Below are 26199 nucleotides of genomic sequence, written 5' to 3' on the forward strand. Positions count from 1 at the left end.
CGGGTCGCGGCGGTGGCCCAGAGGTCGGTCGCCGGCAGCCGGGGGTCCTGGCCGGTCGAACCGGCCTGGCCGCCGTGGCCAATCGGGACGCCGGCACCGGCCGGGATGCCGCTGCCGGCCGGGACGCCGCTGACCGGGGGCGGGCCGGGTGTCAGGTCGCGGTCGCCCGGGGACGCGGGCGGGCGCGGAAGGTGGGCGTCGGGCACCGGGAACCGCCCGGTCGCCCCGCCGGAAGCAGATCCCCCGGTACCCCGTCCAGCACCGGCATCCGGGCGGTAGTGTGAATCTTCCCTCCCCACGGCCCCCTCCTCGCCCCGCGAAAATCTGCTTGGGTGACACTACTTCGGTCCGAACACTATGCGGCGGCCGGAGCCCGCGGGTGGGCATTCACCCGTGCGGGAGCGGCGTGCCGCTGGTTTCCGTTGGCCAGCGTGGGCAAACGAGGGAGCGTGCAGATGGATTTCGACGTGACGGTTGAGATCCCCAAGGGTCACCGCAACAAGTACGAGGTCGACCACGCGACCGGCCGGATCCGGCTGGACCGCACCCTCTTCACCTCCACGCAGTACCCGGCCGACTACGGCTTCATCGAGGGGACGCTGGGCGAGGACGGCGACCCGCTGGACGCGCTCGTGCTGGTCCCCGAGCCCACCTTCCCGGGCTGCCTGATCCGGTGCCGCACCATCGGCATGTTCCGGATGACGGACGAGAAGGGCGGCGACGACAAGGTCCTCTGCGTGCCCTACGAGGACCCGCGCCAGGAGCACCTGCGCGACATCCACCACCTCGGCGAGTTCGACCGGCTGGAGATCCAGCACTTCTTCGAGGTCTACAAGGACCTGGAGCCCGGCAAGTCGGTCGAGGGCGCCACCTGGGTGGGGCGCATCGAGGCCGAGGCGGAGATCGTGGCGTCGTACCAGCGCGCCAGGGAGGCCGAGGCGCGCGGCGAGTCCGCGCACTGACCCGGCACCGACCACCGACGGGCCCGGGGGCCGCTCAGCCGAGCAGCCCCCGGGCCCGTTCGTACAGGTCGAGCACCGCGCAGGCGACGGGCACCAGCGACACCACCAGGGCGGTGTCGGTCAGGTCCGCGATCCGGCCGACGTACGGGGAGACCGGCCGGCGGGCGTACGTGGTGCCGGCGGCCACCGCCACGAGGGCCAGCGCCAGCCCGCCGACGACCAGCGCGAGGCGGCCGGTCGGGCCGGACCGGTCGACGAGCACCGCGCCGAGCACGGCGTACCCGGCGAGGCCGGCGGCGACGGTCGGCACCCGGTGGCGCACTGACACGAACAGCCGGGAGCGCAGCAGCAGCACCGCCGCGGCGACCGCCACCAGCAGCCGGCCGGCCGTCCCGCCGGAGAGGCCCAGCACCACCGCGGCGGCGACCGCCAGCACGGCGTGCCCGAGCAGCATCCCGGTGAGCATCTCCTCGGTGCGCGCCACCGCCGCGTAGACCCGGTCCCGGTCGGGCAGGTCGCGGGCCCGGTCGGCGCCGCCCGGCTCGTCGGTGGGCAGGGTGATCGGGGGCAGCGGCACCTTGCCGAGCCGGATGGCCAGCAGCGGGATCGCCCCCACGGCGAAGACCAGCACGCAGAGCAGGACCGCCGCCGTGCCGGCCGGGCTGAGCAGCAGCCCGCCGAGGGCGGCCAGCGCGCCGGCGAACCCGGCGGTGGCGCCCGCCACGAAGACCCGGAGCCGGGTGGCGACGCCGACCAGCCCGAGCACCGACACCAGCAGCAGCGCCACCGACCCGGCCAGCAGCTCGGGCACGCCGATCCAGCGCAGCCCCGGCACCGGCCCGACCGGGTCGCCGGAGCTGACCGCGAGCGCGCCCGCCGCCGCCGCGTACGGCAGGGCGTAGCCGCCCAGGGTCGCGCCGGCCGGGCCGTCGCCGTGGGCGCGGGACGCCACCACCCCGGCGAGGGTGAGCAGGAGCGCCACCACGGCGGCGGCCGGCCAGGCCGCCTCGTGCGCCGGGCCGCCGGCCGTCACGGCGAGCAGCCCGACGGCCAGCGGCACGGCGGCCCCGGCCAGGGCGGCGGCCCGGGTGGCGGCGGGTGACCACGCCCCGCCGCGCCGCCGGGCGCCGTCGGCGATCGCCTCGGCCACGTCGTCGTACTCCAGCTCGGGCCACTGCGCGCGGGCCGGCACGAGGTGCAGCACCTCGCCGTCGCGGACCCCCTGCGGCAGCAGCGCCTGGGCGGTGGCCAGCACCGCCCCGTCGGTGCGTCGCAGCACCCAGCCGCCGTGCCGTTCGCCGTCGTCGGCGAGCCCTTCACCGGCGTGCCGCAGCACCTCGGGCAGCAGCTCGGCCAGGGGCACCTGCTCGGGCAGTGCGACGTCCACCCGCCGCTGGGGGGCGCTGATGGTCACCCGGGCCAGCCCGATCGTCATCGACTGATCTCCATCTCCGGCGGGGTTGGTGGCTGCGCGGACGACAGGACTTTACCTACCATGAGCCAGGCTCGGGTTACCGAGCGCTGTCAGGAGGTCGAGTGTCCACTGTCGTCATCAAGCGGCCGCCCCGCCGACCGGCGCCGGAGATCCCGGTGGGTGAGCTGCCGGTGGACGCGCCACCGGAGATCCCCGCCGTCGCTGGCGGGCGCTGGCAGCAGCTGCTCATGGTGCTGCCCATGCTCGGCGGCACCGTGGCGATGGCGATGATGTTCGGCCGCGGCGGGGGCGCGTACTCCTACGTGGTCGGCGGGATGTTCGGGCTCTCCTCGCTGGCCATGCTGGTGACCTCGTGGGGCAGCGCCTCCGGCACCCCGAAGAAGTCGGAGATGATGGCCGCGCGGCGGGACTACCTGCGGCACCTGACCGTGCTGCGGCGCCGGGTCCGGCAGACCGCCGGGCAGCAGCGCGCCGGGCTCTACTACCGGCACCCGGATCCCGGCCGGCTCTGGTCGACGGTGGACAGCCACCGGGTCTGGGAACGCCGCCCCACCGACCCCGACTTCGCGGTGGTCCGGGTCGCCGTCGGCCCGCAGACCCTCGCCACGCCGCTGGTCCCCCCGGTCACCCGCCCGCTGGAGGAGCTGGAGCCGATGACCGCCGGCGCGCTGCGCCGCTTCCTGGACGCGTACTCCGTGGTGCCCGACCTGCCGGTGGCGCTCTCGCTGCGCAGCTTCGCCCGGGTCTTCGTGCGGGACGCCACCGCCGCCCCGGCCCACCACGGCGACGGACCCGGCGCCCAGGCGTTGGCCCGGGCGATGCTCACCCAGCTCGCGGTCTTCCACGCCCCGGACGAGCTGCTCGTCGCCGTCTGCGCCGGGCCGGAACGACGGGCCGCCTGGGAGTGGGTCAAGTGGCTGCCGCACGCCCACCACCCCACCCGCACCGACGCGCTCGGCCCGGTCCGGCTGGTCACCAGCGCGGGGGCCGAGCTGGAGGGGCTGCTGGACGAGGTGCTCGCCAGCCGGTCCCGGTTCAGCCCCGCCGGCCCGGCCACGGACGGCCCGCACGTGGTGGTGGTGCTCGACGGGGGCGACCTGACCGGGGCCACCGACCTGACCGGCGACGGCGGCATCGACGCCGTCACGATCATCGACCTGGACACCCCGCCGCCGCGCCTGCTGGACCGGTTCGCGCTGCTGCTCGAGCTGCGCGGCGGCCGGCTGCACTCCCACTCGGCGCAGGGGCACGCCGAGGTGGGTACGGCGGACCGGCTGGACCTCGTCGACGCGGAGGCCGTCGCCCGGCGGCTGGCCCCGCTGCGGCTGGCCACGGCGGCGCGCGGCCCGGACGCCCCGCCGGGCGCCGAGCTGGGCCTGCCCGAGCTGCTCGGTCTCGGCGACCCGGAGAGCTTCACCGCCGAGCAGGGGTGGGCGCCCCGGTCCGCCCGGGAGCGGCTGCGGGTGCCGATCGGGGTGGGCACCGACGGCGGCGCCATCGAGCTGGACCTGAAGGAGTCGGCGCAGGACGGGATGGGGCCGCACGGCCTGCTGATCGGGGCGACCGGCTCCGGCAAGTCCGAGCTGCTGCGCACGCTGGTGCTCGGGCTGGCCGCCACGCACAGCTCGGAGCAGCTCAACTTCGTGCTGATCGACTTCAAGGGCGGCGCGACCTTCGCCTCCTTCGACCGGCTGCCGCACACCGCCGCGGTGATCACCAACCTGGCCGACGCGCTGCCGCTGGTCGACCGGATGGTCGACGCCATCAACGGCGAGCTGGTCCGCCGCCAGGAGCTGCTGCGCCGGGCCGGCAACTTCGCCAGCCTGCGCGACTACGAGCGGGCCCGCGCCGCCGGCACCCCGCTCGCCCCGCTGCCGTCGCTGCTGCTGATCTGCGACGAGTTCTCCGAGCTGCTCTCGGCCAAGCCCGACTTCATCGACCTGTTCGTACAGATCGGCCGGCTGGGCCGGTCGCTCGGCGTGCACCTGCTGCTGGCCTCGCAGCGGCTGGAGGAGGGTCGGCTGCGCGGGCTGGACACCCACCTGTCGTACCGGATCGGGCTGCGGACTTTCTCGGCGCTGGAGTCCCGCACGGTGCTCGGGGTGCCGGACGCGCACGAGCTGCCCCGCTCCCCCGGCCACGGCTACCTGCGCTTCGGCACCGAGCCGCTGGTGCGGTTCAAGGCCGCGTACGTCTCGGGAGCCCTGCGCCGGCGGGGCGCGGCGCCGGGCGCGGGCGGCGCCGGGGCCCCGCGCCTGCTCTCCTTCTCCACCCACCTCGTGCCCAAGCCGGAGCCGGTCGGGCCGCCCGCCCTGGCCGCCACGGCCGACGAGGGCGGCACGGAGAGCCTGCTGGAGCTGATGGTCGACCGGCTGGCCGGGCAGGGGCCGCCCGCCCACCAGGTCTGGCTCCCCCCGCTCGGCCGGGCGCCGGCGCTGGACGAGCTGCTCGGGCCGGTCGGCGTCGACCCGGCGCGCGGTCTCGCCTTCGGCAACCCGGAGCTGCACGGCGCGCTCCAGGTGCCGGTCGCGGTGGTCGACAAGCCTTTCGAGCAGCGCCGCGACCTGCTCTGGCTGGCGCTGGACGGCGCCGCCGGCCACGTCGCGGTGGTCGGCGGCCCGCAGAGCGGCAAGTCGACCGCGCTGCGCACGCTGGTCTGCGCCCTGGCGCTCACCCACACCCCGGCCGAGGTGCAGGTCTACTGCCTCGACTTCGGCGGCGGCGGGCTGGCCGCGCTGCGCGACCTGCCGCACGTCGGCGGGGTCACCGGCCGCGCCGACCCGACGGCCGTCCGGCGTACGGTCGGCGAGATCGCCACCCTGCTGGTCGACCGTGAACAGCGCTTCGCCGAGCTGGGCGTGGAGTCGATGGCCGCCTGGCGGCAGCGCCGGGCCGCGCTGGCGGGCACCGGCCAGCCCGGGACCGACCCGTTCGGCGACGTGTTCCTGGTGGTGGACGGCTGGGCCACCCTGCGCGGCGAGTACGACGACCTGGAGCCGCTCATCACCGACCTGGCCACCCGCGGCCTGTCGTACGGGGTGCACGTGGTGGCGACGGCGGTGCGGTGGCTGGACTTCCGGCCGGCGATCCGGGACCTCTTCGGTTCCCGGCTGGAGCTGCGCCTCGGCGACCCGGCCGACTCGTTGGTGGCCCGCCGGGCGGCGGCGAACGTGCCGGAGAAGACCCCCGGCCGGGGTGTCACGGCGGAGAGCCTGCACTTCCTCACCGCGCTGCCGCAGCTGGCCGCCTCCGGCGGGGACACGACGGACCTGGTCAAGCAGGCCGCCGAGGGCTGGGCCGGCCCGGTCGCGCCGCCGGTGCGGCTGCTCCCGCCGGTGCTCCCGTACGCCGAGCTGGACCTGACCGCGAGCACCGGCCTGCGGATCCCGGTAGGGATCGCCGAGGCCGACCTGCGTCCGGTGGTGCTGGACTTCGCCACCGAGCCGCACTTCGTGGTCTTCGGCGACGCCGAGTGCGGCAAGTCGTCGTTCCTGCGCGCGCTGGCCACCTCGATCATGACCCGGTTCACCCCCGAGCAGGCCCGGGTGATCCTGGTCGACTACCGCCGCAGCCTGGCGGACCTGACCGAGTCGGCGTCGCCGCACCTGATCGGGTACGGCTCCGCCGCGGCGTTCACCACCGACCTGATCGAGTCCGCCGCCGGCTACATGGCGGGGCGGGTGCCCGGCCCCGACGTGACGCCCGCGCAGCTGCGGCAGCGGACGTGGTGGTCCGGGCCGGAGCTGTTCGTGCTCGTCGACGACTACGACCTGGTGGCCAGCGGGCCGTCCAACCCGCTGCGCGCCCTGGAGGAGCACCTGCCGCACGCCCGGGACGTCGGGCTGCATCTGGTGCTCGCCCGCCGCTCGGGCGGTGCCGGACGGGCCCAGTACGAGCCGCTCGTGCAGCGCCTCCGCGAGCTCTCCACCGCGGGGCTGGTGATGGCGGGCAGCCCGGAGGAGGGGGCGCTGGTCGGCCCGGTCAGGCCCGGCCCGCTGCCCCCGGGACGCGGCCGGCTGGTCACCCGCCGCGAGGGCGTACGCCTGGTCCAGCTGGCCCATCTGCCCCCGCCGTGACCGGTGTCCCCGGAACGCCCCGCAAGGCGGCGGGGAACCGGTAATCTCCGATCGTCATGTTTGCGTCGCGATGAATGTCTGAGGGAGTGACGACCGTGCGGCACAGCTGTCCGCCAGCGGCTCGGCGGATCGCCGGACGTACGTTGCTCGGTGTGACGGCCGTCGTCGTGTCGGTCGCGGGTCCGGTCACGGCGGCCGACGCCGCCCCCCGGCAGCCCGCCGCCCGCCCGGTCCTCCACCAGCCGGCCGCCGTCGTCCCGGTGGCGCTCGCGGCGCCCGACAGCAGGAACCGCCCCGACCAGGTCCGCGACGAGCAGTGGCAGCTCGACGTGTTGCGGGCGAAGACCGCGTGGCGCAGCTCGACCGGGCGGGGGGTCACCGTCGCGGTGATCGACTCCGGTGTGGACGCCGCCCATCCCGACCTGGCCGGTCAGGTGCTGCCCGGCCTCGACCTGGTCGCTGCCCGGGGCGCGGCCGGCGACCCCGATCCGGTCGGCCACGGCACCACCGTCGCCGGGCTGATCGCCGGCCGCAACGACGACGCGCGGGGGGCCGTCGGCCTGGCGCCGGACGCGCGGATCCTCCCGGTCCGCGTCCTCGACGCCGAGAACCGCTACGACGACGCGCTGATCGTCGCCAAGGGTGTGCGTTGGGCCGTCGACAACGGCGCCCGCGTGATCAACCTGTCCCTCGGCGGCAGCGGCGACAGCCCCGCCCTGGCGGCGGCGCTCGACTACGCCTTCGTCCGGGACGTCGTCGTGGTCGCCTGCACCGGCAACGTGGGCAACTCGTCCAACGCGAAGGTCTGGTACCCGGCCCGGGAGCCGGGCGTCATCGCGGTCGCCGGGTCGGAGCGCGACAGCGACAACCTCTGGTCCGGTTCGATCACCGGGCGGGCCACCGTGCTCACCGCCCCCGCCACCGGCCTGGTCGGGGCCCGGCCGGGCGGCTACTGGCGGGTGCAGGGCACCAGCTTCGCGGCGCCGCTGGTCGCCGCCACCGCCGCGCTGGTGCGGGCCCGCTACCCGGAGATGTCCGCCGGCGACGTGGTCAACCGGCTGCTCACCACCGCCCGCGACATCGGTCCGACCGGCCGGGACGACCGCTTCGGCTACGGCATGGTCGACCCGGTCGCCGCGCTGGACGCCGAGGTCGGCCCGGTGGGCCGCAACCCCCTGGACGACCAGTCCTCGCCGGGCGTGGTCGGGTTCGGCCCGGCGCCCGGGTCGACGCAGCCCGACGTCGCGGGGGTCGGCGGCGACCCGCGCGGCTTCACCGCGCCGCGCCAGCAGTCCCGGTGGTCCGCGCAGCCGGCGGGCGCGCACGAGGACACCACGCCGGAGCAGCTGTGGACCGGGGCCGCGTTCCTCGTCGCCCTGCTGACCGGGGCGGCGCTGATGGTGCGCCGGTTCCGCCGGTGGACCCCGCTGGCCTCGCCCCGGCGCGCCGCCGGGACGTGGCGCCACCCGCCGGCACACTGAGCCGCCGGCGCCCTCCCGGAGGGAACCGTCGCCGCCCGGCGACGGGAGACCGGCCCGGACGGCCGGCCCCGGCCCGGGCGGAAGACCCCGGACCGGGTCTGACCGGGCCGCGTGGCGGGTAGAACGGGTGTCATGAGTTCGTCCGGCCCGCGTACCCTCGCCGCCCCGCCGCGCCCCTCGTGGCGTGGCCGCCGCCTGCACCCGGACCACGCCCGGGGCCTGCGGCTGACCCTCGCCGCGGCCGCCGCGTTCCTGGTGGCGGTGCCGTTCACGCTGCTGGCGGTCCTGGTCCTGGGGGACTGGGCACCGCTGCGCCGGCTGGACACGGCGGTCACCGACGCGCTGGTCGGCTACGCCGCCGACCACCCGGCGTGGGTACGCCTGATGACCCTCTGGACCGACGTGTTCGCCCCGATGCCGCTGCGCGTCGGGGCCCTGCTCCTGGTCCTCTGGCTGGTCCACCGGGGTGCCCGGCAGCTGGCGGTGTGGGTGGCCGTCACCATGGCGGTCGGCGGCCTGCTCAGCCCGCTGCTCAAGCTGCTCGTCGGTCGGCCCCGGCCGGACCTGCCCGAGCCGGTGGCCGAGGCGCCCGGCATGGCCTTCCCGTCCGGGCACGCGCTCAACGCCGCCCTCGCCGCCGGGGTGCTGCTGGTGGTGTTCCTCCCGCACGCCCGGCCGGTCGCACGCCGGGTGGTGTGGGCGGCCGCCCTGCTGCTCGCCCTGGTGACCGGGTTCAGCCGGGTGGCCCTCGGCGTGCACTGGACCAGCGACGTGCTGGCCGGCTGGCTGCTCGGCGTGGCCGTGGTGGCCGCGACCGCCGCCGCCCTCACCGTCTGGCGGGCCGCCCCGCCCGGCCGGCCGGCGCCGCCCGCGGACCACGGGCCGGCGGGTGCGGGAAGCTGACCCGTCAGGTGCAGTCGCCGGTGCCGACGGCGCGGGTGCGCTCGGCACCGGCCAGGGCGACCGGGCGGGCCTCGGCCGCGGTCACCGCGAAGCCGGTGTTCGGGTCGTCGGCCGCCGCCGCGAAGATCACCCCGAGGACCAGCCCGTTCGAGGAAACCAGCGGGCCGCCGGAGTTGCCGCTCTGCACGAGCGCCCGGATCGTGTAGACCTCCCGGGTCACGTTGCCGCCGGAGTAGATGTCCGGCCCGGTGATCCGGTCGACGTCCCGGATCCGCGCCGACTGGGCGTTGTACGGCCCGTCGAGCGGGAAGCCCAGCACGATCGCGTCCGCGCCGCTGCCCGCGTTGCCGGCGGCGAACCGCATCGACGGGCCGGGCAGCCCCGGCACGTGCAGCACGGCCAGGTCCCGGTCGGGGTCGTAGACGACCACCTTGCTGTCGTACCGGTCGCCGTTGAGCTCGACGACGGTGGAGCGGGTACCGGCGACGACGTGGGCGTTGGTCATCACCCGGTCGTCGGCGTAGACGAAGCCGGAGCCCTCGATCCGGCGCGAACAGCTCGGGGCGGAGCCGAGCACCTTGACCACCGAACGCTGGCTGTTGACCACCACCTGGGAGCCGGCGAGCGCCGGGTCGGGCGGGGAGACCTGCCGGGCCCGGGTGGGGGCAAGGTCGCCGAAGACGTCGGGGAAGCCGTTGGTGTCGACGGTGTCCCGCAGCGCCGTGGAGAGCTGCTGCGCCTGGTCGGGCAGGACCCGGTCGACCACGGTCAGCAGCGCGCTGTTGCGCACCGAGGAGGCGAGCCAGGGCAGGGACGACGAGCCGAGCGGCACCGCGACGAGCCAGGCGACCAGCAGCACGGCGAAGAGCGAGACGAACGCCCCGCCGACGTCGTCGACCCGCTTGCCGACGTCGCTGGTGATCGTCTTGCGCAGGTGGGAGCCGAGCCAGCCAGCGAGCGCCTGGCCGACCACCGCCAGCCCGAAGATCGCCACCAGGGAGATCAGTACCCGGGTGCCGCTGTCGACGAACTGCTGGGCCAGCAGCGGCCCCAGCTGGAGGCCCACCAGCGCGCCCAGGAAGAAGCCGGAGAACGACAACACCCCGATGACGAAGCCCTGGCGGTATCCGCTGATCGCGAACACGAGCATGAGCAGCAGCAGTACGAGATCCACGGCGGACACGCGTCAAGCGTACGGGCACCCGGCCCGCGAGATGACCATCGCTTGCGGAAGGTGACCGTCCGGTCAGCGCACCGGGGTCTCGTCGACCGCGTCGGTGCCGGCCGAGGGCGCCGGGGTGGCCCCGGTCGGCGGCAGGTCCACGACCCGGTCGCGGGGCCACGGCCGGGCCCAGCCGCCCATCTCCAGCAGGGCGGCCAGCACCCCGGCGGTGAAGCCCCAGACCAGCATCCCGCGCGCCGAGAAGGCCGGGCCGATCCAGCCGCTCGGGTGGCGGACCCGCATCCGGTTCGCCGGGTCGACCAGCTCGGTGATCGGCAGGCGGGCCACGTGCGCCACCTCGGCCGGCTCCCGGGGGTGCACCGGGTGCGGCGTGTGCCACCAGGCGAGCACCGGGGTGACGACGAAGTCGCTGACCGGGATCCAGAGCTTCGGCAGCTCGGCCAGGACGGTGACGCTGGCCGGATCGAGGTCGACCTCCTCGTTCGCCTCGCGCAGGGCGGTCGCTCGGGCGTCGGCGTCCTCCGGGTCGGCCGCGCCGCCCGGGAAGGCGGGCTGGCCGGCATGGTTGCGCAGGGTGGCCGCCCGCTGGAGTACCAGCACGTCCGGGCCGGCGCCGGGCTCCTCGCCGAGCAGCACCAGCACCGCGCTCTCCCGCCCCCCGCTCTCCGGGGTGACCAGCCGGGTGAAGTCCTCGCTGCGGGCGCTGCCGAGCCGGGTCAGCAGCGGGTCGAACCAGTCCGGGGGCCGCCGGCTCACGCCCGCACCCCCGCGCCCCGCCGGCGGCTCACGCCGGCACCGTCCCGTCCCGCCGGCCGCACCGAGCAGCTCATGCCGGCACCGTCACGCCGAGGTGCTGGCGGACCAGTTCGGCCAGGCGGGCGTCGTCGAGGGCGCCGGTGGAGTCGACGTGCCGGACGCGGCCCTGCCCGTCGACGAAGACGGTCAGGGGGATGGCCTTGCGGTTCAGCTCCCGCTTCAGGCGCTCGCCCTGGTCTACCAGCACCGGGAAGCGGATGCCGAAGTCCTCGCCGATGGCCTGGGCCGCCTCCCGGCCGTCCTGGTTGTTGACCCCGATCACCTGGAGCTGGCCGGCGGCACGCTCGCTGAGCCGCTGGAAGGCGGGCAGCTCCTGGCGGCAGGGCGGGCACCAGGAGGCCCAGACGTTGACCACCGCCGGCCCGCGCAAATCCCGGAGGGCGACCGGGGCGCCGCCGGTGAAGCAGTTCAGGGTCAGCTCGGGCAGCGCCTGCCCCCCGCCGCCGGACGGGGACGCCGGGGCGGACGCGGGCGGAGTACCGAGGGCGGAGCAGTCCTGGAAGGGCGACGGCCGGTTCGCGGCGGCCTTCTGCCGGTCGGACGGGCCCGGATCCTTCTCCTCGGTGCCGGCGGTGCACCCGGCGACGGCGAGCAGCACGGGTACGAGCAGGGCGGCGAGCCGGCGGTTCACCGTGGTTCGCGACTGCGGGGCCCGCGACACCGCGGCACTCCTCGCGCTCACGGCACCTCCGCCACGACGGCCTGGACCGGCACCAGCTCCGGGTCGACCCCGGCCGCCACCGCCAGGTCACGGGCCCGGGGGCCCTTGAGCAGCTTCGTGGCCGCCGCCGGCTCGGTCGGGCCGGTGCCGTAGGACGGGCAGAGCTTCGCCAGCGTGCACGCGCCGCAGGCCGGCTTGCGGGCGTGGCACACCCGCCGGCCGTGGAAGATGATCCGGTGCGACAGCATGGTCCAGTCGCGCCGGGGGAAGAGCGCCCCGATCGCGTGCTCGATCTTGACCGGGTCGGTCTCGGCGGTCAGCCGCCAGCGCTGGACCAGCCGCTGGAAGTGGGTGTCGACGGTGATGCCGGGCACGTCGAAGGCGTTGCCGAGGATGACGTTGGCGGTCTTGCGGCCGATGCCGGGCAGCGTCACCAGGTCGACGAGCCTGCCGGGGACCCGGCCGTCGTACCGCTCCACGAGGGCCTGGCCGAGCTTGATCAGCGAGTCGGTCTTGTTGCGGTAGAAGCCGGTGGGCCGGATCAGCTCCTCCAGCTCCGCCCGATCGGCCCCCGCGTAGTCGGCGGCGCTCGGGTAGCGGGCGAAGAGCTTCGGGGTGACCTCGTTGACCTTCTTGTCCGTGCACTGCGCGGAGAGGATCGTCGCGACGGCCAGCTCCAGGGGATTGGAGTGGTCCAGTTCACAGTGCGCGTCGGGGTGGGTGTCGGTCAGCGCCCGGCCGATCCGCCGGGCGCGACGGGTGCGCCCGAGGTCGGTCTCGGTGAAGCCGGAGGAACTCGTGGTCACGCCGGCCAGCCTACGTCGCCCGGCCGACGGTCGGCCGGGTCCACGCGCCGCGCCGCCCGGGTCAGCCGCCCTGCGGCGCGCTGATCGCGCCGGCGTCGTCGAACCGGGCGCCGGTCTCCGGGAAGTCGCTCTTGGTCAGCTGCCGCACCAGGCCCAGGCCGCGGTCGTCGCGGTCCATGGTCGGCTTTCCGATGGAGTTCATGTACGTCGACACGAACGAGCCACCGGCCCAGCTGCCGTCCGGCTTCAGCGACACCTTGAGCACCCCGCCCCAGCCGAGCCGGCCGGCGTTGCTGAGCGAGTTGCCCCCGCCGGCGAAGTTGCCCAGGCTGTACGCGATCAGCCGGCCCTTGTAGAACTCCATGCCGCGCAGCACGTGCGGGCCGTGCCCGACGATCAGGTCCGCCCCGGCGTCGATCATCGCCTTGGAGAACTTGACCGGGTCGCCCCGGTTCTCGCCGAGGAACATCTCGGTGCCGGGCCGGACCCGCGTCTTCTCGGAGCCCTCGCCGCCCATGTGCACCTGCACGACGACCACGTCGGCCATGCCGGCCGCCTTGGTGATCACCTTCTTCGCCGCGGCGATGTCGGTGAGGCTGTTGGACCAGACGTACGACGAGAAGCCGGCGACCGCGACCTTGACCCCCTTGACGTCGACCACGGTGATCTGGTCGGGCGCCCCGGTGTGCGCGAGCTCGTACTTCTCCAGCGCCTTCTGGGTGTTCTCGTAGCCCTTCGGGCCGAAGTCGTAGCCGTGGTTGTTGGCCTGGTTGAGCAGGTCGAAGCCGGCGTCGCGCAGGTGCGCGGCGTACTCGGGCGGGGCCCGGAACTGGAAGCAGCGGGTCGAGTTCGGCCCGCACTTGCCGGTGCCGGTGTCGACGGTGAGCGGCTCCTCCAGGTTGCCCATCACCAGGTCGGCGGCGAGCGCCTTCTCGACGGAGTCGAAGAAGCCCTTCCCGCCGTCGGGGGGCAGCCGGTTCGGCGCGTTGCCCATGATGATGTCGCCGGTCGCCGAGAGCGAGATCGCCTGCTCCGCGGACTGGGCGGACTGGGCGGGAGCGCCCGAGCGGGCCGGGGCAGGGGTGCCACCGCCCGCGCCGGACTGCCAGACCGGGTCGGCCCCGGAACCGGGGCCCCCGCAGCCGGCGGCGAGTAGGACGGTGAGCAGCGCGCCGAGGGCGAGTGCGGCCCGGCGGCGGGGGGAGGCGGCAGCGTACATCGAGCGCGACCTTATCGGGTGTGCAACGCCGAGACGAGGGCCGATCGGACGGAGTCTCAGCCGGCCGGTCGGTCCGACCACGGGACCACGGTGCCCGCCCCGCCGGCCGTCACGGCGGCGTGCACGGCCCGGGCCAGCGGGGCGCCCCAGGTGGAGCGCGGTCCGCCGTACGCCGACTCGGGGCCGTCGACCGGGCAGAGCACGGTGACCGCGTCCGTCGGGGTGCCGGTCCCCGGCACGCCCAGCTCCGCGATCGCCTGCGCCTTCGCCTCGGTGGCCGTGGCCACGACGTTGACCAGCGCGGCGTCGCCGAGCCGGGCGGGGACGTACGCCACGATGTTGACGGTGCCGACCCGCTGGGCCAGCACCGCCGGGGCGGGCTCCGCCGCCCGGACCGGGGTGCCCAGGCCGACCGTCGCCCAGACCCGCACGCCGGTGTCCGTCCGGGCCACCACCTCCGCGACGTCCACCCCGGTCAGCAGGCCGATCCCGGGCCCGTCGAGGTCGAGCCGGTCGGCGAGTTCGGCCAGGTGGTCGGCGGGGTCGTCCCGGTCGTACGACATGGGTACGGTCGCGTTGACGACCCAGTGCCGGACGCCGATCCCGCCGCCCAGCGGCGCGGAACTGACCGCGCGCAGCGGGCGGTCGGCGCGCCAGACCAGCAGCGGGACGTCGCGACCGTCCTCCTGGCGGGCGGTCAGCACGGGTTCACTCAGCACGTGGTGACCCTACGACCCGCGTGTCGGGGCCGGTCGGAGCGCCCGGGCGGGCGCGCGATCCTACTGCTTGATCAGGGCCGGCAGGTTACGCCCAACGATCAAGATTCCAGGGGTGCACCTCTGATTGCTGCTCACGTGCGCCTAGACTGGCGACGCGCGAGGGATCAGCGGACGGCGGACCCGGCCGACGGACGGCACGCGCAGGCGGAGGTGCGCGATGGACGAGGTACTGGCTCGCAGCGGGATCTTCCAGGGCGTCGACCCGGAGGCTGCCGAGGCGCTCGCCAAGGAGATGGAGACGCTGGAGGTCCGCAAGGGCGAGATCGTCTTCAACGAGGGCGAGCCCGGCGACAGTCTCTACATCCTGCTTTCCGGCAAGATCAAGGTCGGTCGGCGGGCTGCCGACGGCCGGCAGAACCTGATCGCGGTGATGGGCCCGTCGGACATGGTGGGCGAGCTGTCGCTCTTCGACCCTGGCCCGCGCACGGCGACCGCCACCGCGGTCACCGACACCCGGCTGGTGCGGCTGCGCAAGCAGGCCCTGCGCCCGTGGCTGAACAACCGGCCGGAGATCGCGGAGCAGCTGCTCCGGGTGCTCGCCCGCCGGCTGCGGCGGACGAACGACTCGCTCGCCGACCTGATCTTCACCGACGTGCCCGGCCGCGTCGCCAAGAACCTGCTCCAGATGGCCGGCCGCTTCGGCACCCGCGACGGCGGCGTGCTGCGGGTGACCCACGACCTCACCCAGGAGGAGATCGCCCAGCTCGTCGGCGCCTCCCGGGAGACCGTCAACAAGGCGCTGGCCGACTTCGCCTCCCGCGGGTGGCTGCGCCTGGACGGCAAGAGCATCATCATCCTCGACCCGGAGCGCCTGGCCCGCCGCGCTCGCGTCTGACGCGCCCGACCCGCCGGATCTGCCCGGGGCAGAATCGCTGGACACCGGCCGGTCCGGCGGGCACGGTGGAGCGATGCTGGACCGGGTCGCCGTTTTCTCCGACATCCACGGCGCGCTGCCGGCGCTGGAGGCCGTACTGGCCGAGCCGGACGTCGCCGCCGCCGACCTGATCGTGCTAACCGGCGACATCGCGGCAGGTCCGCAGCCGGTCGAGGTGCTGGACGTGCTCGCCGGCCTCGGCGACCGGGTCTGCTGGGTACGGGGCAACGCGGACCGCGAGCTGGTGGAGGCGCGGGCCGGCCGCCCTTCCCCGATCGACGTCTCCAACTGGGCGGCGGGGCAGCTCCGCGACGACCAGGTGGCCCGGTTGGCGGCGCTGCCGCTGACGGTCACCCTGGAGGTCACCGGCCTCGGTCCGGTGCTGTTCTGTCACGCCACCCCCCGCGACGACGAGGAGGTCGTGCTCGTCGACTCCCGGATGGAACGCTGGGCGGAGGTGCTCGCCGACGTTCCGGCCGAGGTGGGGACGGTGGTCTGCGGGCACACCCACATGCCGTTCACCCGGCTGGCCGACCGGCGGCTGATCGTCAACCCGGGCAGCGTCGGGATGCCCTACGGCGGCCCCGGCGCCTTCTGGGCGCTCCTCGGGCCGGGGGTGCACCTGCGGCGCACCCCCTTCGACGTGGACGCCGCCTGCGCCCGGGTGGTCGCCGAGTCGGGCTTCCCCGACGCCGCCGAGTGGGCGGACGAGTACCTGCGCTCCCGACACAGCGACGCCACCGCCCTCGCGGTGTTCGCCCCGCGCGACGGCCGCCGAGCAGTGACCGACGGATGACTCCCGCCCGGGTGGGACGACACCCGTCGCGCCCTGTCGAGCTGCCCCGTCCATAGGACCGGCCGGCCTCCCCTACCGACGCGAGCCCTACCGACGCGAGCCCCGGCGAACGCGATCCCCGCCGCGACTGTGGCCCCCACAGGCCCCTGCCCCATCCGTAGGGGCAGCTCGACAGCGCCCGACCACCTGGTCACCAACCTCGGCCGGCACGCGACGGTCCGGTGCGGGCCAGAAAAAGTCAGTCTTGACTGTTTGTTTCAACGGCGGCAGGCTGTCCCCGTGCCCGCATCGACCCGCGTCCCTCAGCAGGAACGCAGCCGCGCCACCCAGGCCCGGCTGCTGGAGGCGACCGTCGAGTGCCTGATCGAGCACGGCTGGTCCGGCACCACCACCACCGTCGTCGCGGCCCGGGCCGGCGTCTCACGCGGCGCCCAGCTGCACCACTACCCCACCAAGGCCGCGCTGGTCACGGCCGCCGTCGCCCACCTCGCCGAGCGGCGGGCGGAGGAGCTGCGCACCGAGGCCGAGGCGCTGCCGCCCGGCCCCCAGCGGCTCGACCGGGTGATCGACCTGCTCGGCGCGGCCTTCACGGGCCCGCTCTTCGTCGCCGCCCTCGAACTCTGGGTCGCCGCCCGCACCGACCGGGAGCTGCGCGAGGCCCTGGTGCCGCTGGAGGCCCAGGTCGGCCGCGAGATGCACCGGCTCACCGTCGCGCTGCTCGACGTGGACGAGCGCCGCCCGGGCGTACGCGAGGCGGTGCAGGCGACCCTCGACCTGCTCCGCGGGCTGGGCGTGGCCAACCTGCTCACCGACGACTCGTCCCGCCGCGCCGCCCTGCTGCACACCTGGAAGCGCCAGCTCGCCACCCTGCTCACCCCCTGACCGCCCGCCCTGACCGGCCCGCCCAGCCCCGGAGGCACCATGGTCGACCTCAAGGACCTGCTCGCGGACCTGGCCGACGAGTCCGCGCAGCTCGACGACCTGGTGGCCGGCCCGCCGCCGGTCGACTGGGGACGCGCCACGCCGTCGCCGGGCTGGAGCGTCGGGCACCAGATCGCCCACCTCGCCTGGACCGACCACGTGGCCCTGCTCGCCGCCACCGACGCCGAGGCGTTCCTCGCCACCGTGGTCGCCGCCCCCGACCCCGCCCGGCTCGTCGACGCCGCCGCCGAGGAGTTCCTCGCCCCGCCGAGCGAGCTGCTCCCCCGCTGGCGCGCCGGCCGGGCGGCGCTCGCCGACGCGCTGGCGCGCGTGCCGGCCGGCGGGAAGCTGCCCTGGTTCGGCACCCGGATGTCGGCCGCCTCGATGGCCACCGCCCGGATCATGGAGACCTGGGCGCACGGGACGGACGTCGCCGACGCGCTCGGGGTGACGCGCCCCGGCACTGCCCGGCTGCGGCACGTCGCGCACCTCGGCTTCCGTACCCTCGGCCACAGCTTCGCCGCCCACGGCCGGCCGGTGCCGACGGCGCCGGTGCGGGTCGAGCTGGCGGCGCCGGCGGGCGACACCTGGACGTACGGCCCGGCCGACGCCGCCGACCGGGTCACCGGCCCCGCGCTCGACTTCTGCCTGCTGGTCACCCAGCGCAGGCACCGCGCGGACCTGGCGCTGTCGGCGACCGGGCCGGTCGCCGACGCGTGGCTGGACGTCGCACAGGCCTTCGCCGGCCCACCCGGCCCCGGCCGCCCGCCGGCCGCCGCCGGAACCGACGTCGTGGGCGGGGTGGCGGCGTGAGCGACGTGCTGCGGGTGGGCAACGCCTCCGGCTTCTACGGCGACCGGTCCACGGCGTGGCGGGAGATGCTCGACGGCGGCGAACTGGACGTGCTGACCGGCGACTACCTGGCCGAGCTGACCATGCTCATCCTCGGCCGCGACCGGCTGCGCGACCCCGCCCTCGGCTACGCGAAGACCTTCCTCCGCCAGCTGGAGGGCTGCCTCGGCACCGCGCTGGACCGGGGCGTGCGGATCGTGACCAACGCTGGCGGGCTGAACCCGGCCGGCCTGGCCGCCGCGATCGGGTCGCTCGCCGACCGGCTCGGCCTGACCGTCCGGGTCGGGTACGTCGAGGGCGACGCCCTCGCCCGGCCGGACGCGCTGACGGCGAACGCCTACCTGGGGGCGTACGGCATCGCCGCCTGCCTGGACGCCGGGGCGGACGTGGTGGTCACCGGCCGGGTGACCGACGCGTCCCTGGTGGTGGGGCCGGCGGTCGCCCGCTTCGGCTGGGGCCGCGACGACCTGGACGCGCTGGCCGGGGCGACCGTCGCCGGCCACCTGCTCGAGTGCGGGGCGCAGGTGACCGGGGGCAACTTCAGCTTCTTCACCGAGCTGCCCGACGGCGGACGACGCCCCGGCTTCCCGGTCGCCGAGCTGCACCCCGACGGCTCCTGTGTGGTCACCAAGCACCCGGGCACCGGCGGCGCGGTCACCGTGGAGACGGTCACCGCCCAACTGCTCTACGAGGTGGGCGGCCCGGCCTACCTCGGCCCCGACGTGGTGACCCGGCTGGACACGGTCGAGCTGGGCGCCGACGGGCCGGACCGGGTACGGGTGAGCGGCGTCCGGGGCACGCCCCCGCCGGGCACCCTCAAGGTGGGCGTCAACAACCTCGGCGGCTTCCGCAACTCGATGACCTTCGTCCTGTGCGGGCTCGACATCCCCGCGAAGGCGGCCCTGGTCCGCAGCCAGGTCGAGGCGGCGGTCGGCACGGAGGGGCTGGAGTTCACCCTGGCCCGCACCGACCACGCGGACGCGGTCGACACCGAGGCGGCGAGCGCGCTGCTGCACGTACACCTGCGGGACGGCGACAAGACGCGAGCCGGGCGGGCCTTCTCGGCCGCCGCGGTGGAACTGGCCCTGGCCTCCTACCCCGGCTGCACGCTGACCACGCTCCCCGGCGACGCGGCGCCCTACGGGGTGTTCACGGCCGACGCCGTGCCGCAGGACGCGGTGCCGCACGTCGCGGTGCTCCCCTCCGGCGAGCGGGTGGCGATTCCGCCGCCGGCCCGCACCGCCGGCCCACCGGACGAGCCGGCGACCGCCGCCGACCCGCCGGAGGCCGAGCCGCCGCCCGCCGCGCCGGCCGACCGGCCCACCCGGCGCGCGCCGCTCGGCGAGCTGGTCGGGGCCCGCTCCGGCGACAAGGGCGGCGACGCCAACCTGGGCGTCTGGGCCCGCACCGACGCGACCTGGTCGTGGCTGCGCGGCTGGCTGACCACCGACCGGCTGCGCGAGCTGCTGCCGGAGACCGCGCCGCTGACGGTCGAGCGGTACGAGCTGCCGAACCTGCGGGCGGTCAACTTCGTCGTCCGGGGCCTGCTCGGGCAGGGGGTGGCCGCCTCCACCCGGTTCGATCCGCAGGCCAAGGCGCTCGGCGAGCTGCTCCGCTCCCGAGTCGTCGACCTGCCGGCGGAGCTCGCGCCCGGCCCGGGCTCCCCGGCCGGCGGCACGACGCCCGGGGAGGGTCGGTGACCATCGTGGAAACGCCGGAGCGCCGGCAACTGCGGGAGCTGACCCGGGCCTTCGTCACCCGGGAGGTGCTGCCGCACCTGGACGACTGGGAGCGGGCCGGCGAGGTCCCCCGGGAGCTGCACGCCACCGCCGCCAAGCTCGGCCTGCTCGGCATCGGCTTCCCGGAGGCGGTCGGCGGCAGCGGCGGGGACCTGCTCGACTCGATCATCGTCACCGAGGAGATCATCCGCTCCGGCGGCTCGTCCGGCCTGATCGCGGCGCTCTTCACCCACGGCATCGCGCTGCCGCACATCGTCGCCTCCGGCGACGCGGAGCTGATCGACCGGTACGTCCGGCCGACGCTGGCCGGCACGATGATCGGCGCGCTGGCCATCACCGAGCCGGACGGCGGCTCGGACGTGGCGAGCATCCGCACCCGCGCGGACCGCGACGGTGACCACTACGTGGTCAACGGGTCGAAGACCTACATCACCAGCGGCGTACGGGCCGACTTCGTGACCACCGCCGTCTGCACCCTGCCGCCGGGCAGCGGCGCCCTGACGCTGCTGGTGATCGAGAAGGGCACGCCCGGTTTCACCGTCGGACGGAGGCTGGAGAAGCTCGGCTGGCACTGCTCCGACACCGCCGAGCTCTCCTTCGTCGACGCCCGGGTGCCGGTGGCGAACCGGGTCGGCGCGGAGGACACCGCCTTCCTGGCGATCATGCAGAACTTCGCCGCGGAGCGGCTCTCCCTCGCCACCCAGGCGTACGCCATCGCGCAGCGTTCCGTGGAGCTGGCGGTGCGCTGGTGCCGGGACCGGTCCACGTTCGGCCGGCCCCTGGCGAGCCGGCAGCTCGTCCGGCACCGGCTGGCCGAGATGCACACCCGCGCCGAGGCGGCCCGGGCGTACGTGCACCAGGTGGCGGCGCGGGTGGCGGCGGGCGAGCCGGTGGTGACGGAGGTGGCGATGGCGAAGAACGTCGCGGTGGCCGCCTGCGCCGAGGTGGTCGACCAGTCGCTCCAGCTGCACGGCGGCTACGGCTACCTGCGCGACGCCGAGGTGGAGCGGCACTACCGGGACGCCCGGATCCTCGGCATCGGCGGCGGCACCACGGAGATCATGAACGAGATCATCGCGAAGGGCATGGGCCTGTGAGTGCGAGGAGTGAGCCGGGTCTGCGAGCCCCGCAGTCACGAACGAAGGAGGGCCTGTGACCACACTGCGCAGCGCGATCGACCCGTCCTCGCCGGGGCACCGCGCCAACCGGGAGGCCCTGGTGGAGCGCCTCGCCGAGCTGGACGCCGCCCTCGACCGGGCCCGCGCCGGGGGCGGCGAGAAGTACGTGACCCGGCACCACGGGCGGGGCAAGCTGCTCCCCCGGGAGCGGATCGAGCTGCTGCTCGATGCGGACAGCCCGTTCCTGGAGCTGTCCCCGGTGGCGGCGTACGGCACCGACTTCCCCGTCGGCGCCAGCGTGGTGACCGGCATCGGCGTGGTCGAGGGCGTCGAGTGCCTGGTCGTCGCGAACGACCCGACGGTGCGCGGCGGCGCGGTGAACCCGTGGTCGCTCGCGAAGACCCGCCGGGCTGGCGAGATCGCGCTGGCCAACCGGCTGCCGATGGTGAACCTGGTCGAGTCGGCCGGCGCGGACCTGCCCACCCAGGCGGAGATCTTCATCCCCGGCGGACGGGTGTTCCGCGACCTGACCCGGCTCTCGGCCGCGAAGATCCCCACGGTCAGCGTGGTCTTCGGCAACGCCACCGCCGGGGGCGCGTACGTGCCGGGCATGTCCGACCACGTGATCATGATCCGGGACCGGTCGCAGGTCTACCTGGCCGGGCCGCCGCTGGTGAAGATGGCCACCGGCGAGGTCACCGACGACGAGTCCCTCGGCGGGGCGGCCATGCACGCCACGACGTCCGGCCTGGCCGACTTTCTGGCGTCCGACGAGCGGGACGGCATCCGGCTGGCCCGGCAGTGCGTACGCCGGCTGAACTGGCGCAAGCAGGGCCCGCCGCCGCGCAACCCGTTCCCGGCCCCGCCGAAGTACGACGCCGAGGAGCTGCTCGGCATCGCCAGCGCCGACCTCAAGGTGCCGTTCGACCCGCGCGAGGTGCTGGCCCGGGTGCTCGACGGCAGCGAGTTCGACGAATTCAAGCCGGCCTACGGCACCGCCCTGGTCACCGGCTGGGGCGAGCTGCACGGCTACCCGGTCGGGGTGCTGGCCAACGCGCGGGGCGTGCTGTTCAGCGAGGAGGCGCAGAAGGCGACCCAGTTCATCCAGCTCGCCAACGCCGCCGACACCCCGCTGGTCTTCCTCCAGAACACCACCGGCTACATGGTCGGCACCGAGTACGAGCAGCGCGGCATCATCAAGCACGGCGCCCTCATGATCAACGCGGTGTCGAACTCGACCGTGCCGCACCTGACGGTCAACCTCGGCGCCTCCTACGGCGCCGGCAACTACGGCATGTGCGGGCGGGCGTACGAGCCGAGGTTCCTGTTCACCTGGCCGAACGCCAAGTCGGCGGTGATGGGGCCGGCGCAGCTCGCGGGCGTGCTGTCCATCGTGGCCCGGCAGGCCGCCGCCGCCCGGGGCCGGGACTACGACGAGGACTCCGACGCCGCCATGCGGATGATGGTCGAGCAGCAGATCGAGTCGCAGTCCGGCGCGCTCTTCCTCTCCGGCCGGCTCTACGACGACGGCGTGATCGACCCCCGCGACACCCGTACCGTCCTCGGGCTCTGCCTGTCGGCGATCCACAACGCGCCGGTGAGGGGCGCCGACGGCTTCGGCGTCTTCCGGATGTGAGGCGGCAGTGCGCCCGATGAATGCGATCGAGAGGCGGGACCAGTGATCCGGAAACTGCTCGTGGCGAACCGGGGCGAGATCGCCCGCCGGGTCTTCGCCACCTGCCGGGCGCTCGGCGTCGAGACGGTGGCCGTGCACTCCGACGCCGACGCCGACGCGCCGTTCGTCGCCGAGGCCGACCACGCCGTCCGGCTGCCCGGAAACACGCCCGCAGAGACGTACCTGCGGATCGACCTGATCCTCGACGCGGCCCGCCGGGCCGGGGCGGACGCCGTCCACCCCGGCTACGGCTTCCTCGCCGAGAACGCCGAGTTCGCCGCCGCGGTGACCGACGCCGGGCTGACCTGGGTCGGCCCGCCCGCCAAGGCGATCGCCGCGATGGGCGACAAGATGGCGGCCAAGGCCCTGCTCGCCGAGGCGGGCGTGCCGATGCTCCCCACCTGGACCGACGCCGACGAGATCACCGACTTCCCGGTGCTGGTCAAGGCGTCCGCCGGGGGTGGCGGGCGCGGCATGCGCGTCGTCCGGGACGCCGCCGGGCTGGCCGAGGCCGTCGCCTCCGCGCGCCGCGAGGCGGCCGGCGCGTTCGGCGACGGCACGGTCTTCGTCGAGCGGTACGTCGAGCGGGGCCGGCACGTCGAGGTGCAGATCTTCGGCGACACCCACGGGAGGGTGGCCGTCCTCGGCGTGCGGGACTGCTCGATCCAGCGCCGCCACCAGAAGCTCGTCGAGGAGGCGCCCGGCGTCCTCCCGGACGAGGTGCGCACGGCGCTGCACGAGTCGGCGGTGGCCGCCGGCCGGGCGGTCGACTACGTCGGCGCCGGCACGGTCGAGTTCCTGCTCGCGCCCGACGGGGAGATCTACTTCCTGGAGATGAACACCCGGCTCCAGGTCGAGCACCCGGTCACCGAGCTGACCACCGGCCTGGATCTGGTCCGGCTGCAACTGCTCGTCGCCGAGGGCGAGCCGCTGCCGGTGGCGGCGACCCCGCCGGCCCAGGGCCACGCGATCGAGGTACGCCTCTGCGCCGAGGACCCCGCACAGGGCTACCGGCCGGCGACCGGCACCCTGCACCGGTTCGCGGTGCCCGGCGTGGCGGCCGAGTTCGGACCGCTGGCCGGGCCGGGCCTGCGGCTGGACTCGGGCGTCGTCAACGGCTCGGTGGTGGGCGTCCACTACGACTCGATGCTCGCCAAGGTGATCGCCTGGGCGCCCACCCGCGCCGAGGCGGCCCGCGCCCTGGCCGGCGCGCTGGCCCGCGCCGAACTGCACGGGGTGGCCACCAACCGGGACCTGCTGGTCCGCGTCCTGCGCAGCCCGGAGTTCGCCGCCGTCGACCTCGACACCGGATTCCTGGACCGGCACCCCGAGGTCTTCGCCCCGCTGTTGCCGGACGATCAGCTCCCCCCGGCCGCGCTGGCGGCGGCCCTCGCCTCGGCCGCCGCCCGCCGCGCCTCGGCGACGGCGCTGGCCGGGCTTCCCTCGGGCTGGCGCAACGTGCCGGCGTTCCCGCAGGTCACCCGCCTCGCCGGGCCGGACGGCGAGATCGAGGTCCGCTACCGCCTGGACCGCTCGGGCGGCCTGGCCGAGTGGTCGGTCTCGCCGGGCGCGGGCTCCGCCGCCCCCGCCGACGCGCCGACCCCGGACGGAGCGGCCCCGACAGCCGGGCCGACCCCGGACGGAGCGGCCCCGGCAGACGCGCCGACCCCGGCCGTGACCCTGGTCGGGGCGTACCCCGATCGGGTGGTGCTCGACGTCGACGGGGTGCGGCGCGCGTACCGCGTACACCGGGTGTCCTCGGAGGTCTTCGTGGACGGCCCGGACGGGGCGGCGAGCCTCGCCGAGCTGCCGCGCTTCGGAGATCCCACCGTGGAGCTGGCGGCCGGGTCGCTGGTCGCGCCGCTGCCCGGCGCGGTGACCCGGGTGCACGTCGAGGTCGGGCAGCGGGTGGCGGCCGGCGACCTGCTGCTGACCCTGGAAGCGATGAAGCTGGAACATCCCGTGCTCGCCCCGGCCGACGGCGTGGTCGCCGAGCTGCCGGTCGCGGCCGGCGGACAGGTCGACACGGGCGCCGTGCTGGCCGTGGTCGACCCCGAGTGATCCTGGAGGCCCCGCGATGAACTTCGACCTCACCCCCGAGCAGGACCAGCTCCGCGACGCCGTGCGCGCCCTGGGCCGCCGGTACGGCCACGACTACTTCGTCACCAAGGCGAGGGCCGGTGAGCACACCACCGAGCTGTGGGACGAGGCCGGCCGGCTGGGCTACCTCGGGGTCAACATCCCCACCGAGTACGGCGGCGGCGGGGGCGGAATCACCGAGCTGGCCATCGTCTGCGAAGAGCTGGCGGCGGCCGGCTGCCCCCTGCTGCTGCTGGTGGTCTCCCCGGCCATCGCGGCCACAGTGATCGCCCGGCACGGCACCGAGGAGCAGCGCAAGCGCTACCTGCCCGGCTTCGCCGACGGCTCGCTGAAGGTGGTCTTCGCGATCACCGAACCGGAGGCCGGCTCGAACTTCCACCGGCTCGGCACGGTGGCCCGCCGCGACGGCGACGACTGGCTGCTCTCCGGCCGCAAGTGCTACATCTCGGGCGTCGACGAGGCGTCGTACGTGCTGGTGGTCGCGAGGACCGAGGACGCGGTCTCCGGGAAGCTCAAGCCGGCGCTGTTCGTGGTGCCGACCGACGCACCCGGGCTGACCCGGTCCAAGCTGGACATGGAGATCGTGTCCCCGGAGAACCAGTTCCTGCTCTACCTCGACGACGTGCGGCTGCCCGCCGACGCGCTGGTCGGCGAGTCGCTGGACGCCGGCCTGCCGGCCCTCTTCGCCGGGCTCAACCCGGAGCGGATCACGGTCGCCGCGATGGGCGCCGGCACCGGCCGGTACGCCATCGAGCGGGCCAGCGAGTACACCGCCACCCGCAAGGTCTGGGGCGGCCGGACCATCGGCTCGCACCAGGGCGTGTCCCACCCGCTCGCACACGCGGCCGTGCAGGTCGAGCTGGCCCGCCTCATGATCCAGAAGGCGGCCACCCTCTACGACGCGGGCCGCGACCTGGAGGCCGGGGTCTCCGGCAACATGGCCAAGTACGCCGCCGGGGAGGCCGCGGCGCTGGCCGTCGACACCGCCGTCCAGGTGCTCGGCGGGGCCGGCATGACCACCGAGTACGGCGTGGCCACGCTGCTCGGCGCGGTGCGCGCCGGCCGGATCGCCCCGGTCAGCCGCGAGATGATCCTCAACTTCGTCGCCCAGCACGTCCTCGGCCAGGACAAGTCCTACTGACGCCGCCGGAAGAGGGCCGAGGACCGGGCCCGGCAGGACAAGGACCTGGCCGCGCTCGGGGAGCGGCTGGATCCGGATGACTGGCGTCAGCGGCGGGCACCGGACCCGGGCACAGGGTTGACACGTCCGTCCAGGCTGGAGTAGTGACCGAGACGCCGCCTCGCTCCACACGGGCCGGGAAGTCCTTCGCCAGGGACCTGTTCGTCAACGTGCTCGCCAACCTCATCGCGGCAGCGATCATCTACCTCGGCGCGGTGGTTGGCGGCTACCTTCGACCTCACGTCGGGATAGTCGCCACAGCTCTGTCAGTGCTGGGCTCGACCGGTATGTGGTTCTTCCAGAAGCGAACCCTCAGATCGCACCCTGACCCCAGCACCGCCGACTGGGTCGGATTCGTCTTCTTCGCAGTGCTCTGCGTCGCGTCCTTGATCACAATTCTCGTATGGATGATCCACATCTTCCTGAACCTCGAACCAGGGCCACTCCCTTCCCGGTAGCCGGTCCCCATGCGGGAGACCGAGCAAGCCGGGGTGGGGGGGGGGGGGGGGGGGCCCCCCCCCCCCCCCCCCCCCCGGGGGCGGGGGGGGGGGGCGCCCCCGGGGGGGGGGGGGGCCACCACCCACGCCGAGAGGGCGGGGGGTAGAGAGAGGGGGGGGCCAAAC

General features: G+C 75.2%; 21 protein-coding genes. 14 read left to right on the forward strand and 7 right to left on the reverse strand.

Annotated elements, in window-relative coordinates:
* The first annotated feature begins 455 nt into the window (after positions 1-455).
* Complete coding sequence (locus tag AB0G08_RS19195) at positions 456-962, forward strand: inorganic diphosphatase (RefSeq protein ID WP_358089485.1); 507 nt, start codon at positions 456-458, stop codon at positions 960-962.
* Positions 963-996: 34 nt separating this feature from the next.
* Here the strand turns inward: AB0G08_RS19195 and eccD are convergent, their stop codons facing one another.
* The gene (gene eccD / locus AB0G08_RS19200) at positions 997-2397 is read right to left on the reverse strand and encodes a type VII secretion integral membrane protein EccD (protein WP_358089488.1); all 1401 of its coding nucleotides are present in this window, start codon (positions 2395-2397) and stop codon (positions 997-999) included.
* A 101-nt stretch (positions 2398-2498) separates the two neighbouring features.
* Between eccD and eccCa the strand changes: the two genes are divergently transcribed.
* From eccCa to AB0G08_RS19215, 3 genes are all read left to right on the forward strand, one after another.
* Positions 2499-6473: a type VII secretion protein EccCa gene (eccCa, locus tag AB0G08_RS19205; RefSeq protein ID WP_358089491.1), complete on the forward strand. Its 3975-nt coding sequence runs from the start codon at positions 2499-2501 to the stop codon at positions 6471-6473.
* A gap of 74 nt (positions 6474-6547) precedes the next feature.
* Complete coding sequence (mycP, locus tag AB0G08_RS19210) at positions 6548-7954, forward strand: type VII secretion-associated serine protease mycosin (RefSeq protein ID WP_358089495.1); 1407 nt, start codon at positions 6548-6550, stop codon at positions 7952-7954.
* Positions 7955-8086: 132 nt separating this feature from the next.
* A complete protein-coding gene (locus tag AB0G08_RS19215) occupies positions 8087-8857 on the forward strand; it encodes a phosphatase PAP2 family protein (protein WP_358089498.1) in 771 nt (256 codons plus the stop codon).
* A 4-nt stretch (positions 8858-8861) separates the two neighbouring features.
* Here the strand turns inward: AB0G08_RS19215 and AB0G08_RS19220 are convergent, their stop codons facing one another.
* From AB0G08_RS19220 to AB0G08_RS19245, 6 genes are all read right to left on the reverse strand, one after another.
* Complete coding sequence (locus AB0G08_RS19220; RefSeq protein WP_358089501.1) at positions 8862-10040, reverse strand: MarP family serine protease; 1179 nt, start codon at positions 10038-10040, stop codon at positions 8862-8864.
* 63 nt (positions 10041-10103) lie between these two features.
* Complete coding sequence (locus tag AB0G08_RS19225) at positions 10104-10796, reverse strand: CoA pyrophosphatase (protein WP_358089503.1); 693 nt, start codon at positions 10794-10796, stop codon at positions 10104-10106.
* Positions 10797-10866: 70 nt separating this feature from the next.
* Complete coding sequence (locus tag AB0G08_RS19230) at positions 10867-11487, reverse strand: TlpA disulfide reductase family protein (protein ID WP_358089548.1); 621 nt, start codon at positions 11485-11487, stop codon at positions 10867-10869.
* 47 nt (positions 11488-11534) lie between these two features.
* Complete coding sequence (nth, locus tag AB0G08_RS19235; RefSeq protein ID WP_358089506.1) at positions 11535-12323, reverse strand: endonuclease III; 789 nt, start codon at positions 12321-12323, stop codon at positions 11535-11537.
* A gap of 61 nt (positions 12324-12384) precedes the next feature.
* Positions 12385-13542: a CapA family protein gene (locus AB0G08_RS19240; protein WP_358089509.1), complete on the reverse strand. Its 1158-nt coding sequence runs from the start codon at positions 13540-13542 to the stop codon at positions 12385-12387.
* Positions 13543-13598: 56 nt separating this feature from the next.
* Positions 13599-14261, reverse strand: coding sequence for an adenosylcobinamide amidohydrolase (locus AB0G08_RS19245; protein WP_358089512.1), 663 nt, complete (start codon positions 14259-14261; stop codon positions 13599-13601).
* 217 nt (positions 14262-14478) lie between these two features.
* On the opposite strand from AB0G08_RS19245, the gene AB0G08_RS19250 reads away from it, so the two are divergent.
* The 10 genes from AB0G08_RS19250 to AB0G08_RS19295 all read left to right on the forward strand — a co-directional run bounded on the left by AB0G08_RS19250 (position 14479) and on the right by AB0G08_RS19295 (position 26034).
* The gene (locus tag AB0G08_RS19250) at positions 14479-15156 is read left to right on the forward strand and encodes a Crp/Fnr family transcriptional regulator (protein ID WP_089003062.1); all 678 of its coding nucleotides are present in this window, start codon (positions 14479-14481) and stop codon (positions 15154-15156) included.
* A 73-nt stretch (positions 15157-15229) separates the two neighbouring features.
* Positions 15230-15991 (forward strand): metallophosphoesterase family protein, encoded by a 762-nt coding sequence (locus AB0G08_RS19255; RefSeq protein ID WP_358089515.1) that lies wholly within the window; start codon positions 15230-15232, stop codon positions 15989-15991.
* A gap of 279 nt (positions 15992-16270) precedes the next feature.
* The gene (locus AB0G08_RS19260) at positions 16271-16873 is read left to right on the forward strand and encodes a TetR/AcrR family transcriptional regulator (RefSeq protein ID WP_358089518.1); all 603 of its coding nucleotides are present in this window, start codon (positions 16271-16273) and stop codon (positions 16871-16873) included.
* 39 nt (positions 16874-16912) lie between these two features.
* Positions 16913-17725: a TIGR03084 family metal-binding protein gene (locus AB0G08_RS19265; protein WP_358089521.1), complete on the forward strand. Its 813-nt coding sequence runs from the start codon at positions 16913-16915 to the stop codon at positions 17723-17725.
* On the forward strand, positions 17722-19464 hold the full coding sequence (locus tag AB0G08_RS19270; RefSeq protein ID WP_358089523.1) for an acyclic terpene utilization AtuA family protein: 1743 nt from the start codon (positions 17722-17724) through the stop codon (positions 19462-19464). The genes AB0G08_RS19265 and AB0G08_RS19270 overlap by 4 nt, the downstream gene beginning before the upstream one ends.
* A complete protein-coding gene (locus AB0G08_RS19275) occupies positions 19461-20600 on the forward strand; it encodes an acyl-CoA dehydrogenase family protein (protein WP_358089526.1) in 1140 nt (379 codons plus the stop codon). Before AB0G08_RS19270 ends, AB0G08_RS19275 begins: the two co-directional genes overlap by 4 nt.
* Before the next feature lie 55 nt (positions 20601-20655).
* Complete coding sequence (locus AB0G08_RS19280; RefSeq protein WP_358089529.1) at positions 20656-22257, forward strand: carboxyl transferase domain-containing protein; 1602 nt, start codon at positions 20656-20658, stop codon at positions 22255-22257.
* A 42-nt stretch (positions 22258-22299) separates the two neighbouring features.
* Entirely contained in the window at positions 22300-24357 is a 2058-nt protein-coding gene (locus AB0G08_RS19285; RefSeq protein WP_358089532.1) for a biotin carboxylase N-terminal domain-containing protein, read from the forward strand.
* 16 nt (positions 24358-24373) lie between these two features.
* Positions 24374-25537 (forward strand): acyl-CoA dehydrogenase, encoded by a 1164-nt coding sequence (locus AB0G08_RS19290; protein ID WP_358089535.1) that lies wholly within the window; start codon positions 24374-24376, stop codon positions 25535-25537.
* A gap of 143 nt (positions 25538-25680) precedes the next feature.
* A complete protein-coding gene (locus AB0G08_RS19295) occupies positions 25681-26034 on the forward strand; it encodes a hypothetical protein (RefSeq protein WP_358089538.1) in 354 nt (117 codons plus the stop codon).
* Positions 26035-26199 lie beyond the last annotated feature (165 nt).

The sequence above is a fragment of the Micromonospora sp. NPDC023644 genome, assembly GCF_040640115.1.
Taxonomy (GTDB): Bacteria; Actinomycetota; Actinomycetes; order Mycobacteriales; family Micromonosporaceae; genus Micromonospora.